The sequence below is a fragment of the Burkholderiales bacterium genome, assembly GCA_035518095.1.
GTDB lineage: Bacteria > Pseudomonadota > Gammaproteobacteria > Burkholderiales > JAHFRG01 > JAHFRG01.
Window position 1 is genome coordinate 29,319 of record DATIXX010000035.1, and the last position, 20,162, is coordinate 49,480.

Below are 20,162 nucleotides of genomic sequence, written 5' to 3' on the forward strand. Positions count from 1 at the left end.
CGGTGATTGATTTCCAGGCATGTCTGCGAAACATGGACGAGCGCAAAATCCAATCGGACTGGTCAAAGAGGGGCTACAGCTTCGGCGTCTGGATCGATCCACCCGGGCAAGTATGGGAAGGATACGTACACGATTCTGACGAGCTGTTGCTTCTCGTGGAGGGCCAAATCGAGCTTGCTTTTCTCGGTGAATCCTTTAGCCCCAAAATTGGGGAGGAAGTTTTGATTCCTGCCGGAGTGAGCCACACCGTTCGCAATATCGGTAACTCGGCCAACTGCTGGTATTACGGCTACAAGAATAGATAAAAAACACTCAGCGATCCGGCAAGTATTTAAAGAGCCAGATTGCCTTAAAGCGGGAGTTGGTTCCTCCAGCACTGCAAAGGGCTCATGTACAGGAAACCTTCTCCTCTGCAGCTGTTCTTCCCCTTGCAGTCGTTTTTCGCAGTCTTGCACTCGCTTAAGCCTTTGCAGCCATTCACGCCCATGCACTTCACCTGCCCGGTTTGGTTAAAGTGGGGATCCGCGGTTGAACAACCTGCGACAAATAGAGCCGCAGCTGCAACAGCCAAAGCGGTACTCGAAAGTCTCGTTGCTAGATTCATGGCGAAGCGCCTTCGAGATAGCGGTTGATCGCGAGCGTGCGCTTCTTTAGACTTTTAAAGCGAACTGATGCAACCGTCATGTCAGTCGGCAAAAAATGCAGATTTGGTTCACCCAATCATAGCCTTAGCGGATTTCATCGACTTTGATATAGATTCTATTTTGGATACTGTTGCGCTCTGAATCGCGCGATGCCAGTCCCGAGTTTTGCAGCGTTTGGCTTTCTGCGATTCCGCCCAGTCCCATCCATTCACCCAATCTCCCGGATATCACACTGGCGATTCTCTGGGCAATCACGGTTCCATCCGGTCCGACGCGTTCGCGTTGCGGGCTGACTTCCAGTGTCACCAGTTCGCCGGAAACACGCGGCCTCACATAGAAGCCGGTTGCGGCTTCGCGAAATTGCGAACTTTTTATGACCTGTGCTCCTTGCGGCGTTTGGACGACCGTTTCTACCGGCATAGGTACCGATTGCCCGACTTGAATATAGGCTTCACGGCCTTCCAACACTTGTAATTGCTGTACGTTAGTTTCGTCACTGTGGGATACGCTGCCTTGAACTTCGGCGCGCAGGCTATTTCCGCTTTGCTGTCGCTCGACGATCAGTCCACGGCTCGAGCGCGTGGCAGGCGGTACGACCACGCGAGCATTGCCGCTTGCCGCAGTACCGGACAATTGCGCTGAACCCTGTGTAGCCGACAAGCCATTATCCTGCTTCACTGTGACCAGCAGCCGGCGCGGGATAGTATCAATAGCTGCGAGCATTTGCTTGACTTCAGCGAGATTGGCGCGAGTGGTGCGTATTATGAGCTGATTCTGCAGACCGGTAACCGTGCCGCCTGCTCGGTTGACAAACGGCTGCACGACGGGCAACACATCCTGGGCAGTGCGGTGCTTGAGTGTAATGACTTCAAGCTCAAGCTGTTCCGCCCAAACTGAAAGCGGCGGGCACAAGATCAAAGCCGTAAAAAATCCCGTCAACAATTTACCCCTGATGCGCCTCGTGACCGCCTCAATGTTTGTGTTGTGCTTTTTGCAGCCAATGGGTTTCATATTCGCTGATCTTTTTGTTGATTTCCGGAATTGCGGCTAACGCGGCTTTCTCACCTTCAATTATAGCGGCCTGTTTCTGGTCGAAGTCCGTTGCGCCGATATTTGCGACATTGGGCCGAATCACCACGTCTGCCTCAGCGAGTTCATAGGCACTCATGGAGCGGCTCATGATGCTGAATGTTTGCAGCAGGATATCAATGGTATCGTCGACTTTGGTGATTCTGGGCTGGCTGCCGACATCCACGGCAATCACGATATCCGCACCTAGACTTTTCGCCGCCCGTACCGGAATTGGGCTGACCAACGTGCCATCCACATATTCCCGTCCATTAATGCGAACCGGTTGAAACACCCCAGGGATACTGCTTGAGGCACGGACCGCAATACCGGTATTGCCGGTGCGGAATACCACCTCCTGGCCCGAGTGCAAATCGGTAGCCACCACCGCGAATGTCTTGTCGAGTTTTTCAATTGGCCGGTTATTCAGCGCCTTATTCACAAAATTTTGCAGGGATTCACCTTTAATGAATCCGCGGTCTGGAAAAACCAAATCGCCCACGCTGTCCTCATTTATTTTCATAGCGATTTTCTGCAGTTCGTCGCCGCTGTAACCGCCGGCATATAATGCGCCGGCAAGGCTGCCTGCGCTGGTTCCCACCACAATTTCAGGCATGATGCCCTGCGCTACCAATGTTTCGATGACACCGACATGAGCAAATCCGCGCGCAGCGCCGCCGCCAAGAGCCAATGCTATCCGCGGGGGTGGCGGCGTCAAGGTCTCGGGAGCGGTTTCTGCCGGCTTGGTTTCTGCGGCGCTTGGTTTTTCAGGCGCCTGCTGCAACAGGGTGCAGCCGCATAACAGACACGAGAGAACCAGGGCCGGGTATCTAACGGAATAAAACATCGCCCGGGTAGTTACAATTCACCAGGTCAACCGCCATTAAGGCAGCATGCGCTGAAACACTCCGTCCTTTTCCAACAACAGATGCCCCAGCGCGCCGGCAATATGGATGGCGACCAAGGTTATGAATAAATAAGAGGTATAGACGTGGATTCGGTTAAACAAATAATAGATGGCTTTGTCGTCCCACCCAAGAACCGGCAGCAGGTAGCCAAAAAATCGGATTCCGTACTTGGTAAAATTCGATTCAATAAAACCGCTCAGCGTCATCGCCACCAAGCAAATATAGAACATGAAATGATTGGCCTTTATGGCCTTGACTTGCCAATCAGCAATTATGACCGGCAACGGGGGTGCCGCATGGGTCAGTCGCCAGCAGATGAGCCACACCAGGGGTATTGCAGCGACCAGCCCTATGGATTTATGCAAATTATAAAAATAGGCCACCGGCGGGGTGCCTTTGGGAATTCCCACCATATGCCAGCCAACACCGTAAAGCGTGAAGACCAGAACCACAAGCGACCAATGCAGCGCAATTGCAGTTGGCGGATATTTAGCCGGAGCCGAATTCACTTGAGAATTTAATAAGAGCCGAAGGCGAAAATTTAGTCATTTGCAATTGTACAGACCTAATGGTGCGATGCCGTTATTTTTACGCCGACTTCGACCCTGCTTGGAAAACAGATAAAACGGCCAATTGGTATCGTTAGAGTTAATGGGCGCGCCAATCAGCAGCCTAAGGCCTGTCCAAGCTTCCGACAGCCTTCGGATAGGTCACGACGCCCCACGGAATTTTCAGCCCTGAAATTATCTTTACGGGCTCATAGGTTTTTGCGTCGACGACATAGAGATTATTTGATCGGCCGCATGCGACAAGAATCCGCGCATCATCGGGAGTAAAGCTGAAGTGCCAGCATCGGGCCCCAATCGGAATGTTCTTGATGAGAGAAAAGTTCTTGGTGTTGAACACCTGCAGCTGCTTGGAGCGCGCGGCGGCCACAAATAGCCGTTTGCCTTGACGGTCAAAAGCGAGTCCGTAGGGTGCGTCGCCCGTCGGCACGGTCTTTATAATATCCAACTTGCGGCTAAGAATGAGAAGTTTGTTAGAAAACTCCAAAGTAACGGCATACATTTTCCCGTCCGGCGATACCTTGATACCTCGGGGCCGGTTGCCATATTTGGTTGTATCGATAGTCTTGACCAGTTTGCCATTTGAGATATTGTAGACCGTAACAGTATTATCCCCTTCGTTCGTCACCAACATAAGCTTCCCGTCAGGCGAAAATTCAATGCCCTCCGTTTCGGGGCCGCTGAGCATGGTTTCGATGAGCCGCCAGTTTTCAAGATCGAGAACCGCAATTCCGGCAGGCTTCTTCTGCTCTTCCTTCCCGGATTTTTCGCCCTGCTCGCCCTCTGGGGCGCCTTCCCCCGCACTGGGCTCATAGCTCACATATGCGCGATTGTGATACACACGAATGAACTCCGGATTTTTACCTATCGCTATATGCTTTACCGCTTCGCGCGTCGCAGTATCGATGACCGATATGTTGCCGCTATCCTTGTTGGCGGTGAGTACGTATTTTCCGTCTGGCGTTATGCCAATTCCGCGCGGCTCCTTGCCTTGAATATCGATCGTCGCGACGGGCTCCAAAGTATCAAGATCAATCACCGTAACGCCGTCTTGTTGATTCGATACATAGGCAAAAGGCGCGGCGAATGCCGGGACGGTGATGAATGCAGCCAACAGCACAACTGTTTTCAGCATGCGATAGACCCCTTATCATAAACAGACGCGGCTAAAAGCATCAGCCGCGCCAATAATACGACAACCGCTTTGGGAAAAGTTCCGCTTACAAAACAAAAGCGGCGCCTTTGGGGAGCGCCGCTCAAATTTACAGAGTCGAACTTCGATCAGAAGAACAGAATCGCGCCAAGTGAGAACTGGTGCGACGCGTTCTTGCCGCCGCCAGCTGCCGTCGCTCCGGTCGCCTGGCTGCTTGAGTGGATGTCGTCATACTCTTCCACCAGGGTGATCGACTTGGTCAGACTGTATTGCAGCATTTGCGTACGCATGCGGTTGAAGTTAACCAGCGTCGCGGCGTTTGCGGCGTTTTCGTCCGCCGCATACGTCAAACGGCTGAAGCCATAGCTAAACCCGGGTTTCCACTTGCCGAAAGCGTGTTGCACCTGGATATAACCGCCATCCGAGTTGCGCTTGTTGCCGGCAGCATCGATACCTTGGCAAAACAGGCAGGTTGTACCCACGCCTCTCGCCTGATAGAAATAGATCACCGGCTCGAAGCCATAAACATTGCCTTTGATACCCATATCGCCCGCAAGCGCGGTAAAACCATTATTGATGGTTGGACCTACGCCATCCGCACTGTTAAGGGTGGATCTTTGCATCATACCGCTCACCCATAAGTGAATGCTTTTTATATCTTCGTTCACATTGAAATCATACGTGCCCTTCGCTTGGAACATGGGCAACGTATGGCCGGAAGCAGTCTGTCCCCCGAGAAGACCTGAATACATGGTGAGGGGCTGGAAGATACCTGCTGAAACCTGGGCTCCGTCCCAGCTCGGGCTAATGTAAGTGATTTGCGGAATCCAGTCGGCGTAGATGTAACCAAAACCAATACGCCCCAAAGTGGTGGTTCCCGGCGCGTTCGCGGTAGTAAATGTGGAGTTGCCACCGACACCCAGCAAGGTCATATCGCTCAATATCGCGTCAGAGGCGAAAAGACCCAGGTCGCGACCAAACTTGAAGGTCCCCATGTCTTTGTCGCCGAACGTCAGGAAGTTTTGCCGCATGTTGATTTGCGAAAGCGACAGGGCACTGTTACCGGGAGAGTTAGAAATACCGGGGTAGAAACCGGCGGTAATTCCGATATCAAAACCTTCCTGCATGGTCTTGGCTGAGAATACAAATGCCGAAGGCAACAACCCGCTGTTGACCTGGGAGGCATTAGAGCCTTGCGAAGACGGAATCGGAGCCGCGCATGCCAAGCCACCCACGACCACGTTGGCATTGTTATCGCAATGAGTGTAGGTATAAAACGCATTGACTTCGCCGCTAAACGACAAATCCCAGTCGCCTGCCTTAACATTAAAGGCATGTGCAGCGCTCGCGCCACACAACGCGAAGGCACCCGCTACGGCCATGCTTAGCTTCTTATGCTTTACCATATTCTTCCTCCTTAAAAGTTGAATGACTCGCGCTTAATTACTAGAGCAATCGTGCTCTATTTGAAATCACGATGTCAAGTCCAAAAGCAACAGACTAAATTTATTGTTGCGAAAAAGATACATTTTATTGAATAATCCTTATGTTACTTTGGCTTAGCTTGATACTCGCTAGCAATTCTCATGCCATAATTTTTCCGTGGATAATGCAGATCGCCGATTTGCTAGGCATTTGTGGAAACAAAGAAAAAATATATCCACCTTGCGCCAATGCTGCAAGGGCTCGGGATGGCGTTCAAGGAGCGTGACATTGTGTAACTGTTAGTGGATACCATAGTGGCGTAAGCTGATAAACCGGCTTGTTATCTGGGAATCACTCATCAGGCGGGAAACCAGTTAATAAACTCTCTTGGGAAAGCCTGATCTGCGCGAAATCCTAACGTCATTTAACGAGCTCGGGACGATCGGAGTAAGCATGAATCACTTTCGGGAATCGGGACGCGGAGACGTATGACTTAAGGAAAACAGTTACCATGTCCCAGCCAAAATCACTCAAGCGCCTGATGCTCTTCTATGCGCTCGGCTACTTGTTGCTCGTGCTTGCCAGCGGCGCGCTCGGCGGTGCCGGGCTATACCTTTGGCACCAGTCGTCTGAAGAATCGCTGCGCATCAATTCCATGGTGGGAGAAATTCAGGAAATGCGGGGCAACCTCTATCGCCAAGTCAAAGAGGTGTTCGATGCGGTTTTTTTAAGCGACACGGACGCCGCAAGACAGTACCAGGAGTACCAGAAGCGCATCGAGCGGCATCTCGATAACTTGGACAATGTTGCTGCGTACAACGAGGAGCACGAAGCCATTAACCGCATGCGCCAAGCCTATTACCTGATCGAAGACCAAGCCAAGGATATCGCCCGCGCGCGCGCCGGAATGTCGCTCAAGCAGAAGCGCAAGATCTTCGATACCGATCTGGAAATGGCGGGCTTCGGCCGCTATGAAGAGGCGTTTGGTGCGCTTGAACAATTGTTACAATTTGAACAGGAGGAATTGCAAAAGCGATTGGAAATCCTTTCCCAGCTTGCGCCGCTGCTACTGCTGTTGCCGATTTTCCTCGCGGTTGGTCTGTTGATACTGTCTCGACTTTTCACCCAGCGCGCCATCGTGCAGCCCCTTTCCACGGTTCAACAAGCCGCGTTAATCATGAGCCAAGGTGACCTCTCGCATAAGGTCCCCGAGAAAGGCGCGTTGGAGCTGGTGAATCTTGCAAAAGCGCTCAATCAAATGGCGGAAGATCTCGCCGCAAGTCGCGAATCATTGCTGCGCGCGGAAAAACAGGCCGCGCTTGGTGCCCTGGTGCCCGTGATGGCACACAATATCCGCAACCCCCTGGCGAGCATACGCGCCACCGCACAGGTCATTAACGACACTGAATTGCCGGCGGAACTACGAGAAGGTTTGTCGGGAATAATCGGAACTGCGGACCGGCTCGAACGCTGGACGCATTCGCTGCTTTCGTACCTGCACCCGCTCAAGGCCCAACGCTCGCTTTGCAAGCTGCCGCAGGTCGTGGACAATGTTTTGGAGCTGCTCAAGCCCAGGCTCACGGAAAGGGGCATACGCGTCGTGCGCAGGGGATGGAATGGCGCTAATGAGATCGGCCTCGACGTACAGCTCATCGAACAGGCGCTTCACGGCCTGCTCGCCAACGCAATAGATGCATCGCCACAACGAGGAAAACTTGAAATTCACATTGACCAAACGTCACAAGAAGTCATGCTAACGATCGCAGACCAGGGCAGTGGCATGCCATTTGTTCCTACGGCGGGCGATCTGAGTCCCGGTCCGTCCACCAAGCGATATGGCACGGGCCTGGGAATACCTTTCGCGATGAAAGTATGCGATGCGCACGGAGGCAAAATTGAATATCGTACTGCTAACCCTCACGGCACGACTGTGACACTTATCCTGCCGATACAGGCTCAGGAGGATTAATGATAGAGAACGTAATGACGGCTCAGACCCTCGCTAAGGAATTGCAGGGCGCGCCGCGCGTTTTGCTCATTGAAGATGAAAATCTGTTCGGCCGCGCGGTAAAAAAACGCCTGGAAAAAGCCGGGCATGAGTGTTTGATGGCCGCGACACTTGCGGAAGGCCGCGAACTCGCGCGTAATGCCGCACCGGAACTGGTATTGCTGGATTTGCGGCTTCCCGACGGCAATGGGTTGGATCTACTAACTGAGCTGCGCGCCGCAGGCGAAAGCCGGCAGCCGGCAGTGATCGTGCTCACCGCCTATGGAGAAATCAGCGACGCGGTGCACGCCATGAAACTCGGTGCGGCGGATTATCTAAAAAAGCCGGTTGATCTTGACGAACTGTTGCTTGCGGTAGACAAAGTATTGCAGACATCCCGTCTGCGCCATGCGCTCGATTATTCCCGCGAACGCGACAGCCACGCTGTCGAAGGCACGCAGTTATTGGGTGACAGCGCGGCAATGCAGCGGGTACGCGAGCAAATCCTGCGCCTTGCCGAACTAGCTGGAGAAGGAGCAGAGCCTCCCCCTACCGTACTGATACTCGGCGAAACTGGCAGCGGTAAGGACGTCGCCGCGCGCCTGCTTCATTTATTGAGCCCGCGCTCTTTGCGGCCCTTCGTGCAAGTTGATTGTGCGTCGCTGCCGCGCGATCTAATCGAAGCAGAATTGTTCGGACACGAAAAAGGTGCGTTCACCAGTGCCCACGGAGCACGCGCGGGCCTGATCGAGGCGGCTGAGGATGGCACGCTATTTCTCGACGAAATCGGCGAGCTGCCACTGGACTTGCAGGCCAAATTGCTCAACGTCATTGAGCGGCGCAAGACGCGGCGCATCGGATCGGTCATGGAACGGCCATTCGCTGCGCGCATTATCGCCGGAACCAACCGGCAATTGCCGGAAATGATTGCGCAGGGTCTATTTCGTGCCGATCTCTATTACCGCCTCAACGTGGTAACGCTGAATATGCCGCCATTGCGCGAGCGCGGCGAGGATACAATCCTTCTTGCTCGCCATTTCGCGGTGCAGATGAGCCGGCGTTACGGGCTACCTGATGCTTCGTTCAGTGACGAAGCCCTGAATGCGCTGCGAGCATATTCCTGGCCTGGCAATGTACGGGAGCTTAAACATTTAGTGGAACGCGCAGTGCTATTGAGCCGGGGCGGGGCGATTTACGTTGCCGATCTCGGTTTGTCGCAAACATTTGTCCCGCCGCAGGGCGACCAGCCATTACAAGGGCTCACCCTGGAAGCCGCGGAGCGCTTGCTCATCGAGCGTGCTTTGCTAGATACGGGTGGCAACGTTTCGGAAGCGGCGCGCAGACTTGGAGTAAGCCGTATGACGCTGCGTTACCGTATGGAGAAATACGCCCTGAAAGGCATAACCTAATGCGGCGCCTCTTCTTCACCGCTGAGAATTCCCAAAGAGACGATGGATATCTGGCACGGGACTTGCTGCATAAGGGCTCGTATCGTATCTACTGATCATTCATGCTCTTGGTATTCCTCCAACTTCCTCTCTGCGCCGGGACCTAAGTCCCGGTTTTTTTTTACTATTTAAACGTCTAGCTGCGTACAGTCAATCGAGGGTCCTGTGGCTTTTATCCGGCTATGCGACGTAATCGTGTGCAGCTGGTGCTTGTAGTGAACCAACTTGGTTGATTTCAGCCTTCAGCTATGTTTGAAGAGCTGGGATCTGGTGCCATATGATTAGACTCGTTTCGCCCCGGCGCTGCAATAAAAAAGGGCTGCTTACTCAGCAGCCCTTCTTTCAATCTTCTTTGCGTTTTAGCGGGTCAGAATGTACATCGTTACTTCGAAACCGAAACGCAGATCGGTAAACTCGGGTTTGCTCCAGGCCATGGTTCTCTCCGTTATATAAAAATTGCTTATTTAACAATACAACGGCTCCATTGTGGCCTAGCCGTGCTTCAGGCGCCAAGCAGAAAAAACTGAATCCGGCCTAATGATTTTCATGAGTTTTGGATCAACCCCGCGCGCATCGCAATGAGCGCCAATTCCGCCGAGTTTGATGCATTAAGCTTTTGTTTTATATTGTATAAGTGCGTACCAACGGTGCGCGGACTCAAATGCAACATGTCTGCGATTTCGGCTACGGTTTTGCCTTGGGCCAGCAGCATAAATACCTCGAATTCTCGCGCGCTAAGCACGTCAACCAAGCTTTTCTCTCCGGAGAGCTGCTGCATTGCAAGTTGCTGCGCAATTCCCGGCTCGATAAAAGTCTTGCCCTGGGCTACTTGACGTATTGCCTGTATCAGCTCTTCCGCCGCGCTGCGCTTGGTAAGATAACCCAACGCTCCCGCTTTCAATACGCGTCTTGGATGCATAGTGTCTTCGTGTGCTGACAATACCAGAATACGCGCCGCGGGATCTTTTGCAATGATACGATTGACCGCCTCTAGGCCCCCGATCCCGGGCATGGAGATATCCATGACCACCACATCGGGGTGCTTCTCCTGATAGATACGGTATGCCTCCTCGCCGCTCTCGGATTCCGCTACGACTTTCATGTCAGCGGCGCTTTCAAGCAGCATGCGGAATCCCATGCGCACGACTGCGTGGTCATCGACCAGCATGACTTCAATCGCCGGCGCAGCCATTATGTCTTTCCTTCAAGCGGCAAGCTCGCTGTTACGCGGAAACCCATATCCGGAGCGCTGTCGATTCTAAAGCTGCCGTTTAACGCTTGCACCCGTTCCCGCATCCCGAGCAATCCGAAATGACCCTCCGATGTCGCTTCCGCAGGAGTGCCTTTGCCATCATCGCATATTTCGAGTTGCAGTACGTCGCCGGCACCTTTTTCGGCCGGCCGGCGCGTTATTGCAATTTTCACGTTGCCGGCCCGCGCGTGACGCACCACATTGGTCAAACATTCTTGGACGATGCGGTACACGGTAATAGTTATGGTTTCGCCGAGGTTATCCAGACTTCCCGAGACCTCGAGTTGGAATTTCAGTTCGGGATGACGCAACCTCCAGGCCGCAATGCTGTCGTGCAACGTTTCGGAAAGACCCAGGTTGTCCAGCGCGCTCGGGCGCAGGCGGCTTATGATTCCATGCATCGCACCATAAATAAGTGCGGCAACACTGACGATGGTCCGCGCGCTGCTCCGCACTTCGGGTGTGCTTTCAGCGCGGTTGGCAATCGACGCGCCTATGGTTTTGATGGCGGTGACATACTGTCCAAGTTCGTCGTGTAGCTCACGCGCAAGGCTGCGCCTTTCCTCCTCGACACGGGCCTGAATAATTTGTGTCAACCTTCGATTTTCCTCAAGTTCGCGCGCGGCCTGCTGGGCGCGCTTTCTTTCGGTGTTGTCGCGCATGCTGCATATTTCGCCGATCACATATTCATTGCGTGGATCAATCAGCGGCGCGGCGGATAGGGACACGTCCATAAGCTTGCCGTCTTTGGCAAGCCTCTGCGTCTCGACGTTCTCGATCAGACCGCGGCGCATGACTATCTCCAGATTCTCCTTGATTTCGTTTTCTCTGCCGGGGGGCGCAAGTAGGGTCGCGGAACGACCCGTGATTTCGTCAGCAGTGTAGCCAAACAGGCGTTCCGCCGCAGGATTCCAGAACGATATATTGCCGTTAAGATCGTGAATCATTATGGCGTCACTCGATTGCTTGACAGTCAAGGCGAGTCTTCGATTCTCCACCATGCTGTCTTGTAACGCGCTTGCCATACGATTGAAAGTATGGCTGACCGAGGACAGTTCGGGCAGTGGAAACTGCGGCAGTCGCACGTCAAAATTGCCCTGTTCCATTTGCGACAATCCATCGAGAACCCGGTTCAGCGGACGCAGTGAGCGCCCTATCAGCCAGAACACCAGGACATTCACCGCTACAAAAAATGCCAGGACGATCCATATAAGGTAGCGCAAATCGTCCCATGCATCGAGCACCGAACGCGAAGCGTCGGGAGTAATTAGCAGCGTGCCTCCGGGTATTCTTAGCGTCACGACCTGGACCTTGGGAGCAACCAGCCGGGAAAACCAACCTGGAGCCCAGCGCCCTTCTTTGTAATGCGTGGGAGGCGATTCGTAGACCAGGTTTCCAAGACCGTCGTAAAGCTTGATGTCGTTGGCGCGCACGTGCCCCAGACTATTTAGGAAATCGATAACGACTCGCCGCTGTGTCACCGGTCCCGGAAAAAACTGGCTGCTGTAGAGCACGGTGGTCAGTAATTGCACCGCGACGCGGGTGGTCCCTTCTATTTCTTCCTTCACCGACTTGCGCGTGTCATCCACGTATATGGTGCCCGTGACCGTCACGAACAACAGCATCAGAATGCTGATCAGAAGGTTGATCCGAAACCTCAGGCTCATCGCGGGCGCTCCCCCGGCACTATCGATCTGAAACGCTCGGTCGCGGCCACCAGTGCTGAGGCCAGTGCCGGCGTGGATGCTGAATGGCCGGCATTCTCCACTATGGTAAACCGCGCTTGCGGCCAGGCGCGATGCAAAGTATACGCGGTGCCCACTGGGCACACCATGTCGAAACGGCCGTGCACAATTTCGGCCGGAATAGCGCGGATCGCAGCCAAACCCTGTAACAACTGATTCTCGGAAAGAAAACATCCATTAACCAGATAATGCGTCTGTACCCGGGCGCGCCCCAGGACGTCATTGTCATTGAGCGCGGGCTTCGCCTCTTGTTGTAGCTCACCCAGCCTCATCAACTCGCTCTCGTACGCATTCCAAGCAAGCGCGGCGGCAAGCGCCAAGCGAGTGTCCGGCTGATGTATGGCCCGGTAATAAAAACCGAGCAGGTCATTGCGCTGCGTCCCGGGCACGAACCCCGAAAACCGATCCCAGGCTTCCGGGGCGAAGAATTTCAGGCCATCACAATACCAGTCGAGTTCACGCTTACTTGCGAGAAAAATCCCGCGCAGGATCAAACCGGCCACCGCTTGCGGGTGCTGCTCGGCGTATGCAAGCGCGAGCGTAGAGCCCCACGAACCGCCGAATAGCAGCCAGCGCTCGATCTCGAGCACGGCGCGCAGTCTCTCGATATCTGCGATCAGTGAGGACGTGCTGTTCTCGCGCAGCTCTGCAACCGGCACGCTCCGCCCACAGCCGCGTTGGTCGAACAAAACGATGCGGTAGTGTTGCGGGTTAAAGAAACGCCGCTGTCCCGGGTTGCAGCCGCTGCCCGGGCCGCCGTGCAAAAACAGCACCGGCTTGCCCGCGGTACTGCCGCATTCTTCGTAATAAACTCTGTGTCCTCCAGTTACATCGAGCATGCCTACGGCGTACGGCTCAATTTCAGGGAAAAGCGCATGGTTCATTTTTCGAACTCTTGCCTTTCCAACTCGCTGTACACATGCTGCACGTTCAAAGGATGCTGCTCGGAATAAAGTGCCCAATTTCTATAAGCCGGCAGATCGTCTTGCTTCAACAGGTCGAGGACACCAACGCCAGCATTGTATTGGCGCTCTACCAGAGCAAGCAGGCGTTGCAAATAATCCAGCGTTTCCCGCATACGTTCCGGATTGGAAACCGGACCGTTGCCCGGAACCAGCTTTTTTGCCGGCTGCTGCTGCAATTGCTCGAGCGCACTAATCCAGCCTTTGATCCTGGCTTGCTGCAACACCGGTATGCAATCCAATGATACCAACCCGCCGCTGAACAACACGCCGCTTCTGCGGTCAAGTACCGCGAGATCCCCTTCCGTATGTCCCCAACCATAGTAGAGCAGGCTTAATGGGCGCCCCGCGATAGTCAAGTCGCTGCTCTTATCCACCGTCCTATCGGGGTATGCGATTTTGGTGCCGGCCATGATTGTGTCGCCCAACACGTTTGACATATTTTCGTAGCACTTCTCACAGCGATTGCGCATCGCCAGCAGCGTTTGACTTTGCGCAAGAATAGTTACGCCGCGCCGAGCGAAAAAATCGTTACCCAGAACATTCTCCGGATGGGGGTGGGTGTCAATCACCAGCCGCACCGGTTTAGGGCTAATTTTCCGTATCGCCGCCATCATGAGTTTGGCGTGCGCATAATTCGGACCGGGGTCGATTACGATTACACCGGTCGCGCCGACGATAAATCCGCTGTTCAAAATGTTCCCGCGGTTTGCCGGGGCTAGAGCTTCGCATTTGCCTATGAAAGCATAAACGTCCGGGGTGACCTGCTGCGGCACCAGCTCGCGCCCGTGCGCAGCCGGAAACAGGCCGAAGCCGAGCAACAAGGGGTAGATTACGACGCGGTTTATTTCTCGCTCAGTCGTTGAGCTTGAAAACAATCGGCACCACTACAGTAAATTTGCGATCTCGCAAGGCTTCCGGGGGCAACGGCAAGGGCGCCGCCTGCTGTACCATGTCCAGCGCTTGATTGTCGAGCACTTCATACCCGCTCGAGCGCAGGATGGTGGCATCGTCCATTTTGCCGTTTGCTGAAATGACCAGCTGAACTTGCGCGGTGCCTTGCCAGCCGCGTAACTGCGCAATAAACGGATAGCGTTGATATTTGGAGATTAAACTCGAAAGTTCCTTTCCGTAGCTGTCAAGCAATGATCTTTCCGGAACGGCTTTCGCCAAGGCCACGGGCGCGGGTGCGGTAGGTACCGGTGCGGGCGGAGCAGTTTCAGCAGGTGCGGTTGTCTGCGGCGGGGCTACGGGAGGGGTTTCAGCAGGTATCTTCTTCGGGCGTGGTGCGGCATTGGCTTCAATTCTCGGTCGTTGCGGAAGCTTGAATGCGCTCGGTGCGCGCTCAGTTATTATCGGAGCCGGCGTGAGTTTGGGCTGAGGTTTGGCGGGTGGTGCAACAGGGGCAGGCTGTGGGCGCACAAATTGCGGCAACTGAACGCTCAGGACCGGTTGCGGTTGCAAACGATTGGTACGCCATGCTGGAACGAGAGAAAGCACCGTCGCATGGATTAGCATCGAAAGCACCAGGGCCGTAACGACCCTGCGCTGGTTGTACCATTCGATACGAAACTGGGCGTTAACCACGGGACAATTCAGAGGTAAAAAAACCTTAATTAAAGGTTAATGGAAACCGCAGCGTTATGCAATTGATGCATTTCAAACTCATGATAATCATGATCCGGGTTTGCTGATTATTCCGATGTTAGACAATCAGCTCGAGTTCACAATGGTAGCAAGGTTTTCAGACGGTATTTGTTTAAACATCAGTCTGGAATCGTGTCAGGTTAAAGTACCTGGAAACAGTAGAGCTACTAATTAAAGGAGACTGTCATGCAATGGAGCAAACCAGAGTATAGCGATATGCGCTTCGGCTTCGAAGTAACGATGTATATTGCAAATCGCTAATCATGCTACACCGGGGGCCGCGGCGACGCGGCCCCGGTTTAAGGTCAAGAGTCCTACAGCGTTTTCCAATCAGATAAAGTAACATGAGCGGGTGCGCTGCAGGCGCGTGCGGCGGGATTGGTTTAGAGTGATAAAACATGAAAATTCGTGTTCTTGGAGCATCGGCCGGCGGCGGATTTCCGCAGTGGAACTGCAACTGCGCTAACTGTGACGGCGTGCGCAAGGGCAAAATCAAGGCCAAGCCGCGCACCCAGTCCTCGATTGCAGTCAGCGAAAACAACCTGGACTGGATACTATTCAATGCCTCACCGGACGTTCTGACTCAAATCAAAGCATTTCCCGCGTTGCAACCGGCACGCTCAATTCGCGATACCGCAATTCGATCCATCCTCCTGATCGACAGTCAGATCGATCACACCACGGGCTTGCTAATGCTGCGGGAAGGGAAACCGCTGGAGATTTACTGCACCGAAATGGCGCGCGAAGACCTTACAACCGGGAACCCTCTGTTCAATATTCTTGAGCACTATTGCACCGCTAATTGGCACAAATTGCCCACCCAAAACGGAAATAGATTTACGGTTATTGGAGCACAGCGCTTAGGCTTCACCGCGGTACCGCTGAAGAGCAAGGCGCCGCCGTATTCGCCCCATCGCGAGAATCCTCATGAAGGCGACAATATCGGCATCCGCGTCGAGGACCCAGGCACGGGCAGGAACCTGTTTTACGCTCCGGGCCTCGGCAAAATTGAGCCGCATCTCGAAGCGTTTCTTAAAAACGCCGACTGCCTACTGGTCGACGGCACCTGCTGGACCGACGACGAACTGATCCGCCTCGGCATCTCAAAACAGAGTTCGCGCGATATGGGGCATCTGCCGCAAAGCGGCGAAGGCGGCATGATCGAACTGCTGAAAGCACTGAGCAAACCGCGCAAGATTTTGATCCATATCAACAACACCAATCCCATACTCAACGAAGATTCAAAGGAGCGCGCCGAACTGACCGCCAACGGGATTGAAGTGGCGTATGATGGTATGGAGATCGATTTGTGAAAATCAGGAGTTAACGATGGGCGTAACTGAAAAATTACCGTGGAGTAAAGAGGAATTTGAGCACCAGCTGCGAGCCAAAGGCGACCGCTACCACATTAATCACCCCTACCACTTGGCGATGAACAGCGGCAAGCTGAATAGAGAGCAAATCCAGGGTTGGGTATACAACCGTTTTTATTATCAAATCAGCATCCCGATCAAGGACGCCGCGATTCTCTCCAATTGCCCGGACCGCGAAGTACGCCGCGAATGGATCCAGCGCATCATCGACCACGACGGCACAAAAGGCGACGAAGGCGGCATTGAGGCGTGGATTCGTCTCGGCGAGGCGGTGGGTTTGAAGCGGCAGGAAATTACTTCATTAAAGCATGTTTTGCCGGGCGTGCGCTTCGCGGTCGACGCCTATGTCAACTTTGCCCGGTCCCGCCCGTGGCAGGAGGCGGTGACGTCATCGCTCACCGAACTTTTTGCCCCGGAAATCCACAAGAAACGGCTCGACAACTGGCCGCAGCATTATCCGTGGATCGACCTGGAGGGCTATCAGTATTTCCGCAACCGCCTGGCCCAGGCGCGCCGCGACGTTCAGTTCGCCCTAAGCTTCACGCTTGGTCAGTACACGACGCGGGAGCAGCAAGAGCGGGCCCTGGAAATCCTGCAATTCAAGCTGGATGTGCTTTGGTCAATGCTGGACGCGATGCAGATAAACTATTGCGAGGGCGGACTTAAACCATGACTGGAGCAACGTCGCTCGGTCTGGATGATGTGATGGAACTCGGCCGACAGTTTCGTTTGCAATGGGAACAGGCGCAGCAGGCTTACGTACTGCTCTACCCGGAAGGCATGATCAAGTTGTCGCAGAGCGCAGGTGAAATATTGAAACGCATCGATGGAAAACTCTCGGTTGCCGGAATTGTCAAAAATCTGGAAGGAGCATTTCCCAATGCGAACTTGCATCAAGATGTAATAAATTTTCTAGAGGTCGCTTATGAACGCGGTTGGATCCACCCCAAGCAAGCAAGCTAAACCGGTCAGCAATCCGCTGTGGCTGCTTGCCGAAATCACTTACAAGTGCCCGCTGCACTGTGTGTTTTGCTACAACCCGGTGGACTACACGCGCTATGGACAGGAGTTATCCACCGACGATTGGTTGCGCGTGCTGCGTCAATCGCGCGAGCTGGGCGCAACGCAACTCGGTTTTTCAGGGGGCGAGCCGCTGGGGCGGGATGATCTTGAGATCATGGTCGCCGAGGCGCACAAGCTGGGTTATTACTCCAATCTGATTACCTCCGGCGTCGGGCTCAACGAAAAGCGCATCGCGGCGTTTAAGGAAGGCGGCCTCGACCATATCCAGCTTTCCTTTCAGGATTCCACCCGCGAGCTCAATGACTTCCTGACAAGTACTCGGACCTTCGAACTCAAGTCGAAGACCGCGGGGCTTATCAAGAAATACCAGTACCCGATGGTGCTCAATGTAGTACTGCACCGGCTCAACATCGACCACGTCCAGCAAATCCTGGAAATGGCTGAATCGATGGAGGCGGAGTATGTCGAACTCGCCAACACCCAGTATTACGGCTGGGCGTATGTGAACCGCGACCAGCTTTTGCCCAGCAAAGAGCAGCTGCAGCGCGCTGAAGAGGTCACCAATAAGTTTCGTGAGCGGGTCGGCAAAAAGATGAAGATTTACTTCGTGGTGCCCGATTATTACGAAACCCGGCCCAAGGCCTGCATGAACGGCTGGGGCTCGGTTTTCATCACGGTGACCGCCGACGGCGTGGTGCTTCCCTGTCACGAAGCGCGCATGCTCCCGGGGCTCACCTTCCCCAATGTACGCGAACATGACATGAAGTGGATTTGGTACGACTCGCCAGGCTTTAACACCTTCCGCGGTGATGAATGGATGAAAGAGCCGTGCCGCTCTTGCCCGGAAAAAGTGAAGGATTTCGGCGGCTGTCGTTGCCAGGCTTATATGCTCACGGGTGACGCGCGTAATGCGGACCCGGTTTGCGATCTATCGCCCCACCACCACCTGATTGCCGAAGCTGTCGCCAAAGCACAGCGGGCCAGCATTAAACCGGCAACTACACACCCAATACTGTTCCGCGACGACAAAAACTCGCGCGCCTTGAGCGAAAAAGCTGTCGCGCTGCCATGAGGCGTGACATCGTTGACGCAGTGCCAGCCGTCCAGGCGGAGGGCTTGACCAAGCGTTACGGAAGCACCCTTGCGGTAGATGGATTAAACCTCGAAATCCCTGCCGGTCAGTTTTTCGGCCTGTTGGGCCCGAATGGGTCGGGCAAGACAAGCACCATTCACATGCTCTCCACGCTGATCCGCCCCAGCCAGGGGCGCGCACAGATCGTAGGACATGATGTCAGGCGCGCCGGTTTGCAGGTGCGCGCTGCGATTGGCGTGGTGTTTCAAGAATCCGCATTGGATCGCACCTTGTCGGCTGCGGAAAACCTGCGTTTTGCAGGGCTGCTGCACAATCTTCCCGTCGCGCAAATCAGGGAGCGCTCCGGCGAGTTGCTTGAACTCTTCGGTCTCAAGGAAAAACGCAACCAAGCGGTGGGAACCCTCTCCGGAGGCCAACGCCGCGCTCTCGATATCGCGCGCGGCGTAATTCACCGCCCGCAAATCCTGTTCCTGGACGAACCCACCATTGGGCTGGACGTTCCCAACCGCCGCAAAATATGGCGCTTTATAGAACGCCTGCGCGCGGAGTTTAACGTGACGGTATTTCTTACCACCCATTACTTGGAAGAAGCCGCGGATTGCGACAAGGTGGCATTTATCAAACAGGGGCGCATCGTCAAGATCGGGCCGCCGCATGATCTGATTGACGGGCTGGGAGCCTACATCATTGAGATCGAGAGTGAAAATCTGCGCGCTTTGGTAGAAAGCCTGACACCGCGCTTGGGCCCGAGCCTCATCGACGGCGACAAGGCTTGTTTCCGCTTTACCGGCAAGGACATCAGCCCGCTAGTCATGCTGCAAATCGAATTGGGCAACAAGGTGATCAGCATGCGTTGGCGCCGCCCAAACCTGAATGACGTGTTTTTATGGATCAATGAAACTGAATTATGGCAGGTCAGAAAAACCTAGAGGAATGCCAGATAATGGTTTTACGCCCCGTTTACGCCGTGATTGAACGCGAAGTGTTGAAACTCTTCCGCCAGCGCTCCCGCTTGCTCGCGGCGATGGTGCGGCCGATGATCTGGCTGCTGGTTATCGGCGCAGGCTTTGACGCCATGCTTGGCCGTTCCGGCAATTTGAGCTACCAGTATTTTCTCGTTCCAGGAGTACTAGGAATGTCCATGCTGTTCGGCGCGATGCTCGCCGCTCTTTCCACAGTTTACGACAAGGAGTCCGGGGTGATGCGCATGCTGGTGATTGCACCGTTCGAGCATTATTGGATTGTGATAGCCAAGACCTTAAGTGCAGCGCTTGCCGCCGCGCTCCAGGCGCTCATGGTTCTGGTGCTGCTGTTTTTGCTCGGCTACTTGAGCAATGGCGTAAGGCTGCCGCTTCTGGCTTCGGGTATCGTATGCACATCGCTGGTATGCGCCAGCCTGGGGATGCTGATCGCCGCCTGGACCCGGACGCTCGACAATTTTGCGGTGATGATGAACCTGGTGATTTTCCCGGTGTTTTTTCTATCCGGCTCGCTTTATCCGGTGCAGCATTTACCGAGCGTGCTACGATTTGTCGCCAGCATCAATCCCTACACCTATGGCGTGGATCTCCTTAAACATGCGGTGCCGGCACTGCAGGAAAGTTCCTTCCATCCGGATTTCGGGGTTCCGCTCGATATAGCCGTACTGCTGGGCTTTGTCCTGCTTTCAACCGTGATCGCATGCCTGCGTTTCTCGCGCGACACTGCGTACGAGCCGCTGATTCACATACTGGCGCGTAAGCGCGAGGATTGATCGCGGCTACGCGCGCCGGAAAAACCTCCAGATTTCGGGTTTGAAAATTTCAACCGTGTTTCCCGGCAGCTGCCGTTTTAGACCCGGCCAGAAGCACAAAAAAATCGAGCATAGC

Annotated in this window: 19 protein-coding genes; 9 read left to right on the top strand and 10 right to left on the bottom strand. The window is 54.3% G+C overall.

Features of this window, described 5'->3' with window-relative positions; translation table 11 throughout:
• Positions 1-2 precede the first annotated feature (2 nt).
• On the top strand, positions 3-305 hold the full coding sequence (locus tag VLV32_06380; GenBank protein ID HUL41511.1) for a cupin domain-containing protein: 303 nt from the start codon (positions 3-5) through the stop codon (positions 303-305).
• A 423-nt stretch (positions 306-728) separates the two neighbouring features.
• Here VLV32_06380 and VLV32_06385 read toward each other — a convergent pair whose 3' ends face one another.
• The 5 genes from VLV32_06385 to VLV32_06405 form a co-directional block, all read right to left on the bottom strand.
• Positions 729-1,583 (bottom strand): secretin N-terminal domain-containing protein, encoded by an 855-nt coding sequence (locus VLV32_06385; GenBank protein HUL41512.1) that lies wholly within the window; start codon positions 1,581-1,583, stop codon positions 729-731.
• A 31-nt stretch (positions 1,584-1,614) separates the two neighbouring features.
• Positions 1,615-2,559, bottom strand: coding sequence for a patatin-like phospholipase family protein (locus VLV32_06390; GenBank protein HUL41513.1), 945 nt, complete (start codon positions 2,557-2,559; stop codon positions 1,615-1,617).
• 36 nt (positions 2,560-2,595) lie between these two features.
• Entirely contained in the window at positions 2,596-3,129 is a 534-nt protein-coding gene (locus tag VLV32_06395; protein HUL41514.1) for a cytochrome b, read from the bottom strand.
• A 163-nt stretch (positions 3,130-3,292) separates the two neighbouring features.
• Positions 3,293-4,321, bottom strand: coding sequence for a beta-propeller fold lactonase family protein (locus VLV32_06400; GenBank protein HUL41515.1), 1,029 nt, complete (start codon positions 4,319-4,321; stop codon positions 3,293-3,295).
• A gap of 146 nt (positions 4,322-4,467) precedes the next feature.
• Entirely contained in the window at positions 4,468-5,745 is a 1,278-nt protein-coding gene (locus VLV32_06405; GenBank protein HUL41516.1) for a hypothetical protein, read from the bottom strand.
• A gap of 530 nt (positions 5,746-6,275) precedes the next feature.
• Between VLV32_06405 and VLV32_06410 the strand changes: the two genes are divergently transcribed.
• Positions 6,276-7,733 (top strand): ATP-binding protein, encoded by a 1,458-nt coding sequence (locus VLV32_06410; GenBank protein ID HUL41517.1) that lies wholly within the window; start codon positions 6,276-6,278, stop codon positions 7,731-7,733.
• A complete protein-coding gene (locus VLV32_06415; protein HUL41518.1) occupies positions 7,733-9,160 on the top strand; it encodes a sigma-54 dependent transcriptional regulator in 1,428 nt (475 codons plus the stop codon). The genes VLV32_06410 and VLV32_06415 overlap by 1 nt, the downstream gene beginning before the upstream one ends.
• Before the next feature lie 583 nt (positions 9,161-9,743).
• Here VLV32_06415 and VLV32_06420 read toward each other — a convergent pair.
• The 5 genes from VLV32_06420 to VLV32_06440 are packed head-to-tail and all read right to left on the bottom strand — an operon-like array spanning position 9,744 to position 14,745.
• Positions 9,744-10,391, bottom strand: coding sequence for a response regulator transcription factor (locus tag VLV32_06420; GenBank protein HUL41519.1), 648 nt, complete (start codon positions 10,389-10,391; stop codon positions 9,744-9,746).
• Positions 10,391-12,118 (bottom strand): PAS domain S-box protein, encoded by a 1,728-nt coding sequence (locus VLV32_06425; GenBank protein ID HUL41520.1) that lies wholly within the window; start codon positions 12,116-12,118, stop codon positions 10,391-10,393. Before VLV32_06425 ends, VLV32_06420 begins: the two co-directional genes overlap by 1 nt.
• Positions 12,115-13,080 carry a prolyl aminopeptidase gene (gene pip, locus VLV32_06430; GenBank protein ID HUL41521.1) on the bottom strand — a complete coding sequence of 322 codons (966 nt, stop codon included), beginning with the start codon at positions 13,078-13,080 and terminating at the stop codon, positions 12,115-12,117. Before pip ends, VLV32_06425 begins: the two co-directional genes overlap by 4 nt.
• Positions 13,077-14,036, bottom strand: a complete 960-nt coding sequence (locus VLV32_06435; protein ID HUL41522.1) for an MBL fold metallo-hydrolase — start codon at positions 14,034-14,036, stop codon at positions 13,077-13,079. Before VLV32_06435 ends, pip begins: the two co-directional genes overlap by 4 nt.
• On the bottom strand, positions 14,014-14,745 hold the full coding sequence (locus VLV32_06440) for an energy transducer TonB (protein HUL41523.1): 732 nt from the start codon (positions 14,743-14,745) through the stop codon (positions 14,014-14,016). The genes VLV32_06435 and VLV32_06440 overlap by 23 nt, the downstream gene beginning before the upstream one ends.
• Positions 14,746-15,203: 458 nt before the next feature.
• Here VLV32_06440 and pqqB point away from each other — a divergent pair, with 458 nt between their 5' ends.
• Genes pqqB through VLV32_06470 form a run of 6 tightly spaced genes read left to right on the top strand, consistent with a single transcriptional unit; the run spans position 15,204 to position 20,047 of the window.
• Positions 15,204-16,118: a pyrroloquinoline quinone biosynthesis protein PqqB gene (gene pqqB, locus VLV32_06445; GenBank protein ID HUL41524.1), complete on the top strand. Its 915-nt coding sequence runs from the start codon at positions 15,204-15,206 to the stop codon at positions 16,116-16,118.
• Positions 16,119-16,134: 16 nt separating this feature from the next.
• Complete coding sequence (gene pqqC, locus VLV32_06450; protein ID HUL41525.1) at positions 16,135-16,851, top strand: pyrroloquinoline-quinone synthase PqqC; 717 nt, start codon at positions 16,135-16,137, stop codon at positions 16,849-16,851.
• Complete coding sequence (pqqD, locus tag VLV32_06455; GenBank protein ID HUL41526.1) at positions 16,848-17,141, top strand: pyrroloquinoline quinone biosynthesis peptide chaperone PqqD; 294 nt, start codon at positions 16,848-16,850, stop codon at positions 17,139-17,141. The genes pqqC and pqqD overlap by 4 nt, the downstream gene beginning before the upstream one ends.
• Complete coding sequence (gene pqqE, locus VLV32_06460; protein ID HUL41527.1) at positions 17,104-18,273, top strand: pyrroloquinoline quinone biosynthesis protein PqqE; 1,170 nt, start codon at positions 17,104-17,106, stop codon at positions 18,271-18,273. The genes pqqD and pqqE overlap by 38 nt, the downstream gene beginning before the upstream one ends.
• A complete protein-coding gene (locus VLV32_06465; GenBank protein HUL41528.1) occupies positions 18,270-19,223 on the top strand; it encodes an ATP-binding cassette domain-containing protein in 954 nt (317 codons plus the stop codon). Before pqqE ends, VLV32_06465 begins: the two co-directional genes overlap by 4 nt.
• Positions 19,224-19,237: 14 nt before the next feature.
• Entirely contained in the window at positions 19,238-20,047 is an 810-nt protein-coding gene (locus VLV32_06470) for an ABC transporter permease (protein ID HUL41529.1), read from the top strand.
• Positions 20,048-20,162 lie beyond the last annotated feature (115 nt).

Coding starts and splice junctions, on each gene's coding strand:
- VLV32_06390 (HUL41513.1), bottom strand. CDS start 2,559: ATGTTTTATTCCGTTAGATACCCGGCCCTGGTTCTCTCGTGTCTGTTA.
- VLV32_06400 (HUL41515.1), bottom strand. CDS start 4,321: ATGCTGAAAACAGTTGTGCTGTTGGCTGCATTCATCACCGTCCCGGCA.
- VLV32_06405 (HUL41516.1), bottom strand. CDS start 5,745: ATGGTAAAGCATAAGAAGCTAAGCATGGCCGTAGCGGGTGCCTTCGCG.
- VLV32_06410 (HUL41517.1), top strand. CDS start 6,276: ATGTCCCAGCCAAAATCACTCAAGCGCCTGATGCTCTTCTATGCGCTC.
- VLV32_06415 (HUL41518.1), top strand. CDS start 7,733: ATGATAGAGAACGTAATGACGGCTCAGACCCTCGCTAAGGAATTGCAG.
- VLV32_06420 (HUL41519.1), bottom strand. CDS start 10,391: ATGGCTGCGCCGGCGATTGAAGTCATGCTGGTCGATGACCACGCAGTC.
- VLV32_06425 (HUL41520.1), bottom strand. CDS start 12,118: ATGAGCCTGAGGTTTCGGATCAACCTTCTGATCAGCATTCTGATGCTG.
- pip (HUL41521.1), bottom strand. CDS start 13,080: ATGAACCATGCGCTTTTCCCTGAAATTGAGCCGTACGCCGTAGGCATG.
- pqqB (HUL41524.1), top strand. CDS start 15,204: ATGAAAATTCGTGTTCTTGGAGCATCGGCCGGCGGCGGATTTCCGCAG.
- pqqC (HUL41525.1), top strand. CDS start 16,135: ATGGGCGTAACTGAAAAATTACCGTGGAGTAAAGAGGAATTTGAGCAC.
- pqqD (HUL41526.1), top strand. CDS start 16,848: ATGACTGGAGCAACGTCGCTCGGTCTGGATGATGTGATGGAACTCGGC.
- pqqE (HUL41527.1), top strand. CDS start 17,104: ATGAACGCGGTTGGATCCACCCCAAGCAAGCAAGCTAAACCGGTCAGC.
- VLV32_06465 (HUL41528.1), top strand. CDS start 18,270: ATGAGGCGTGACATCGTTGACGCAGTGCCAGCCGTCCAGGCGGAGGGC.
- VLV32_06470 (HUL41529.1), top strand. CDS start 19,238: ATGGTTTTACGCCCCGTTTACGCCGTGATTGAACGCGAAGTGTTGAAA.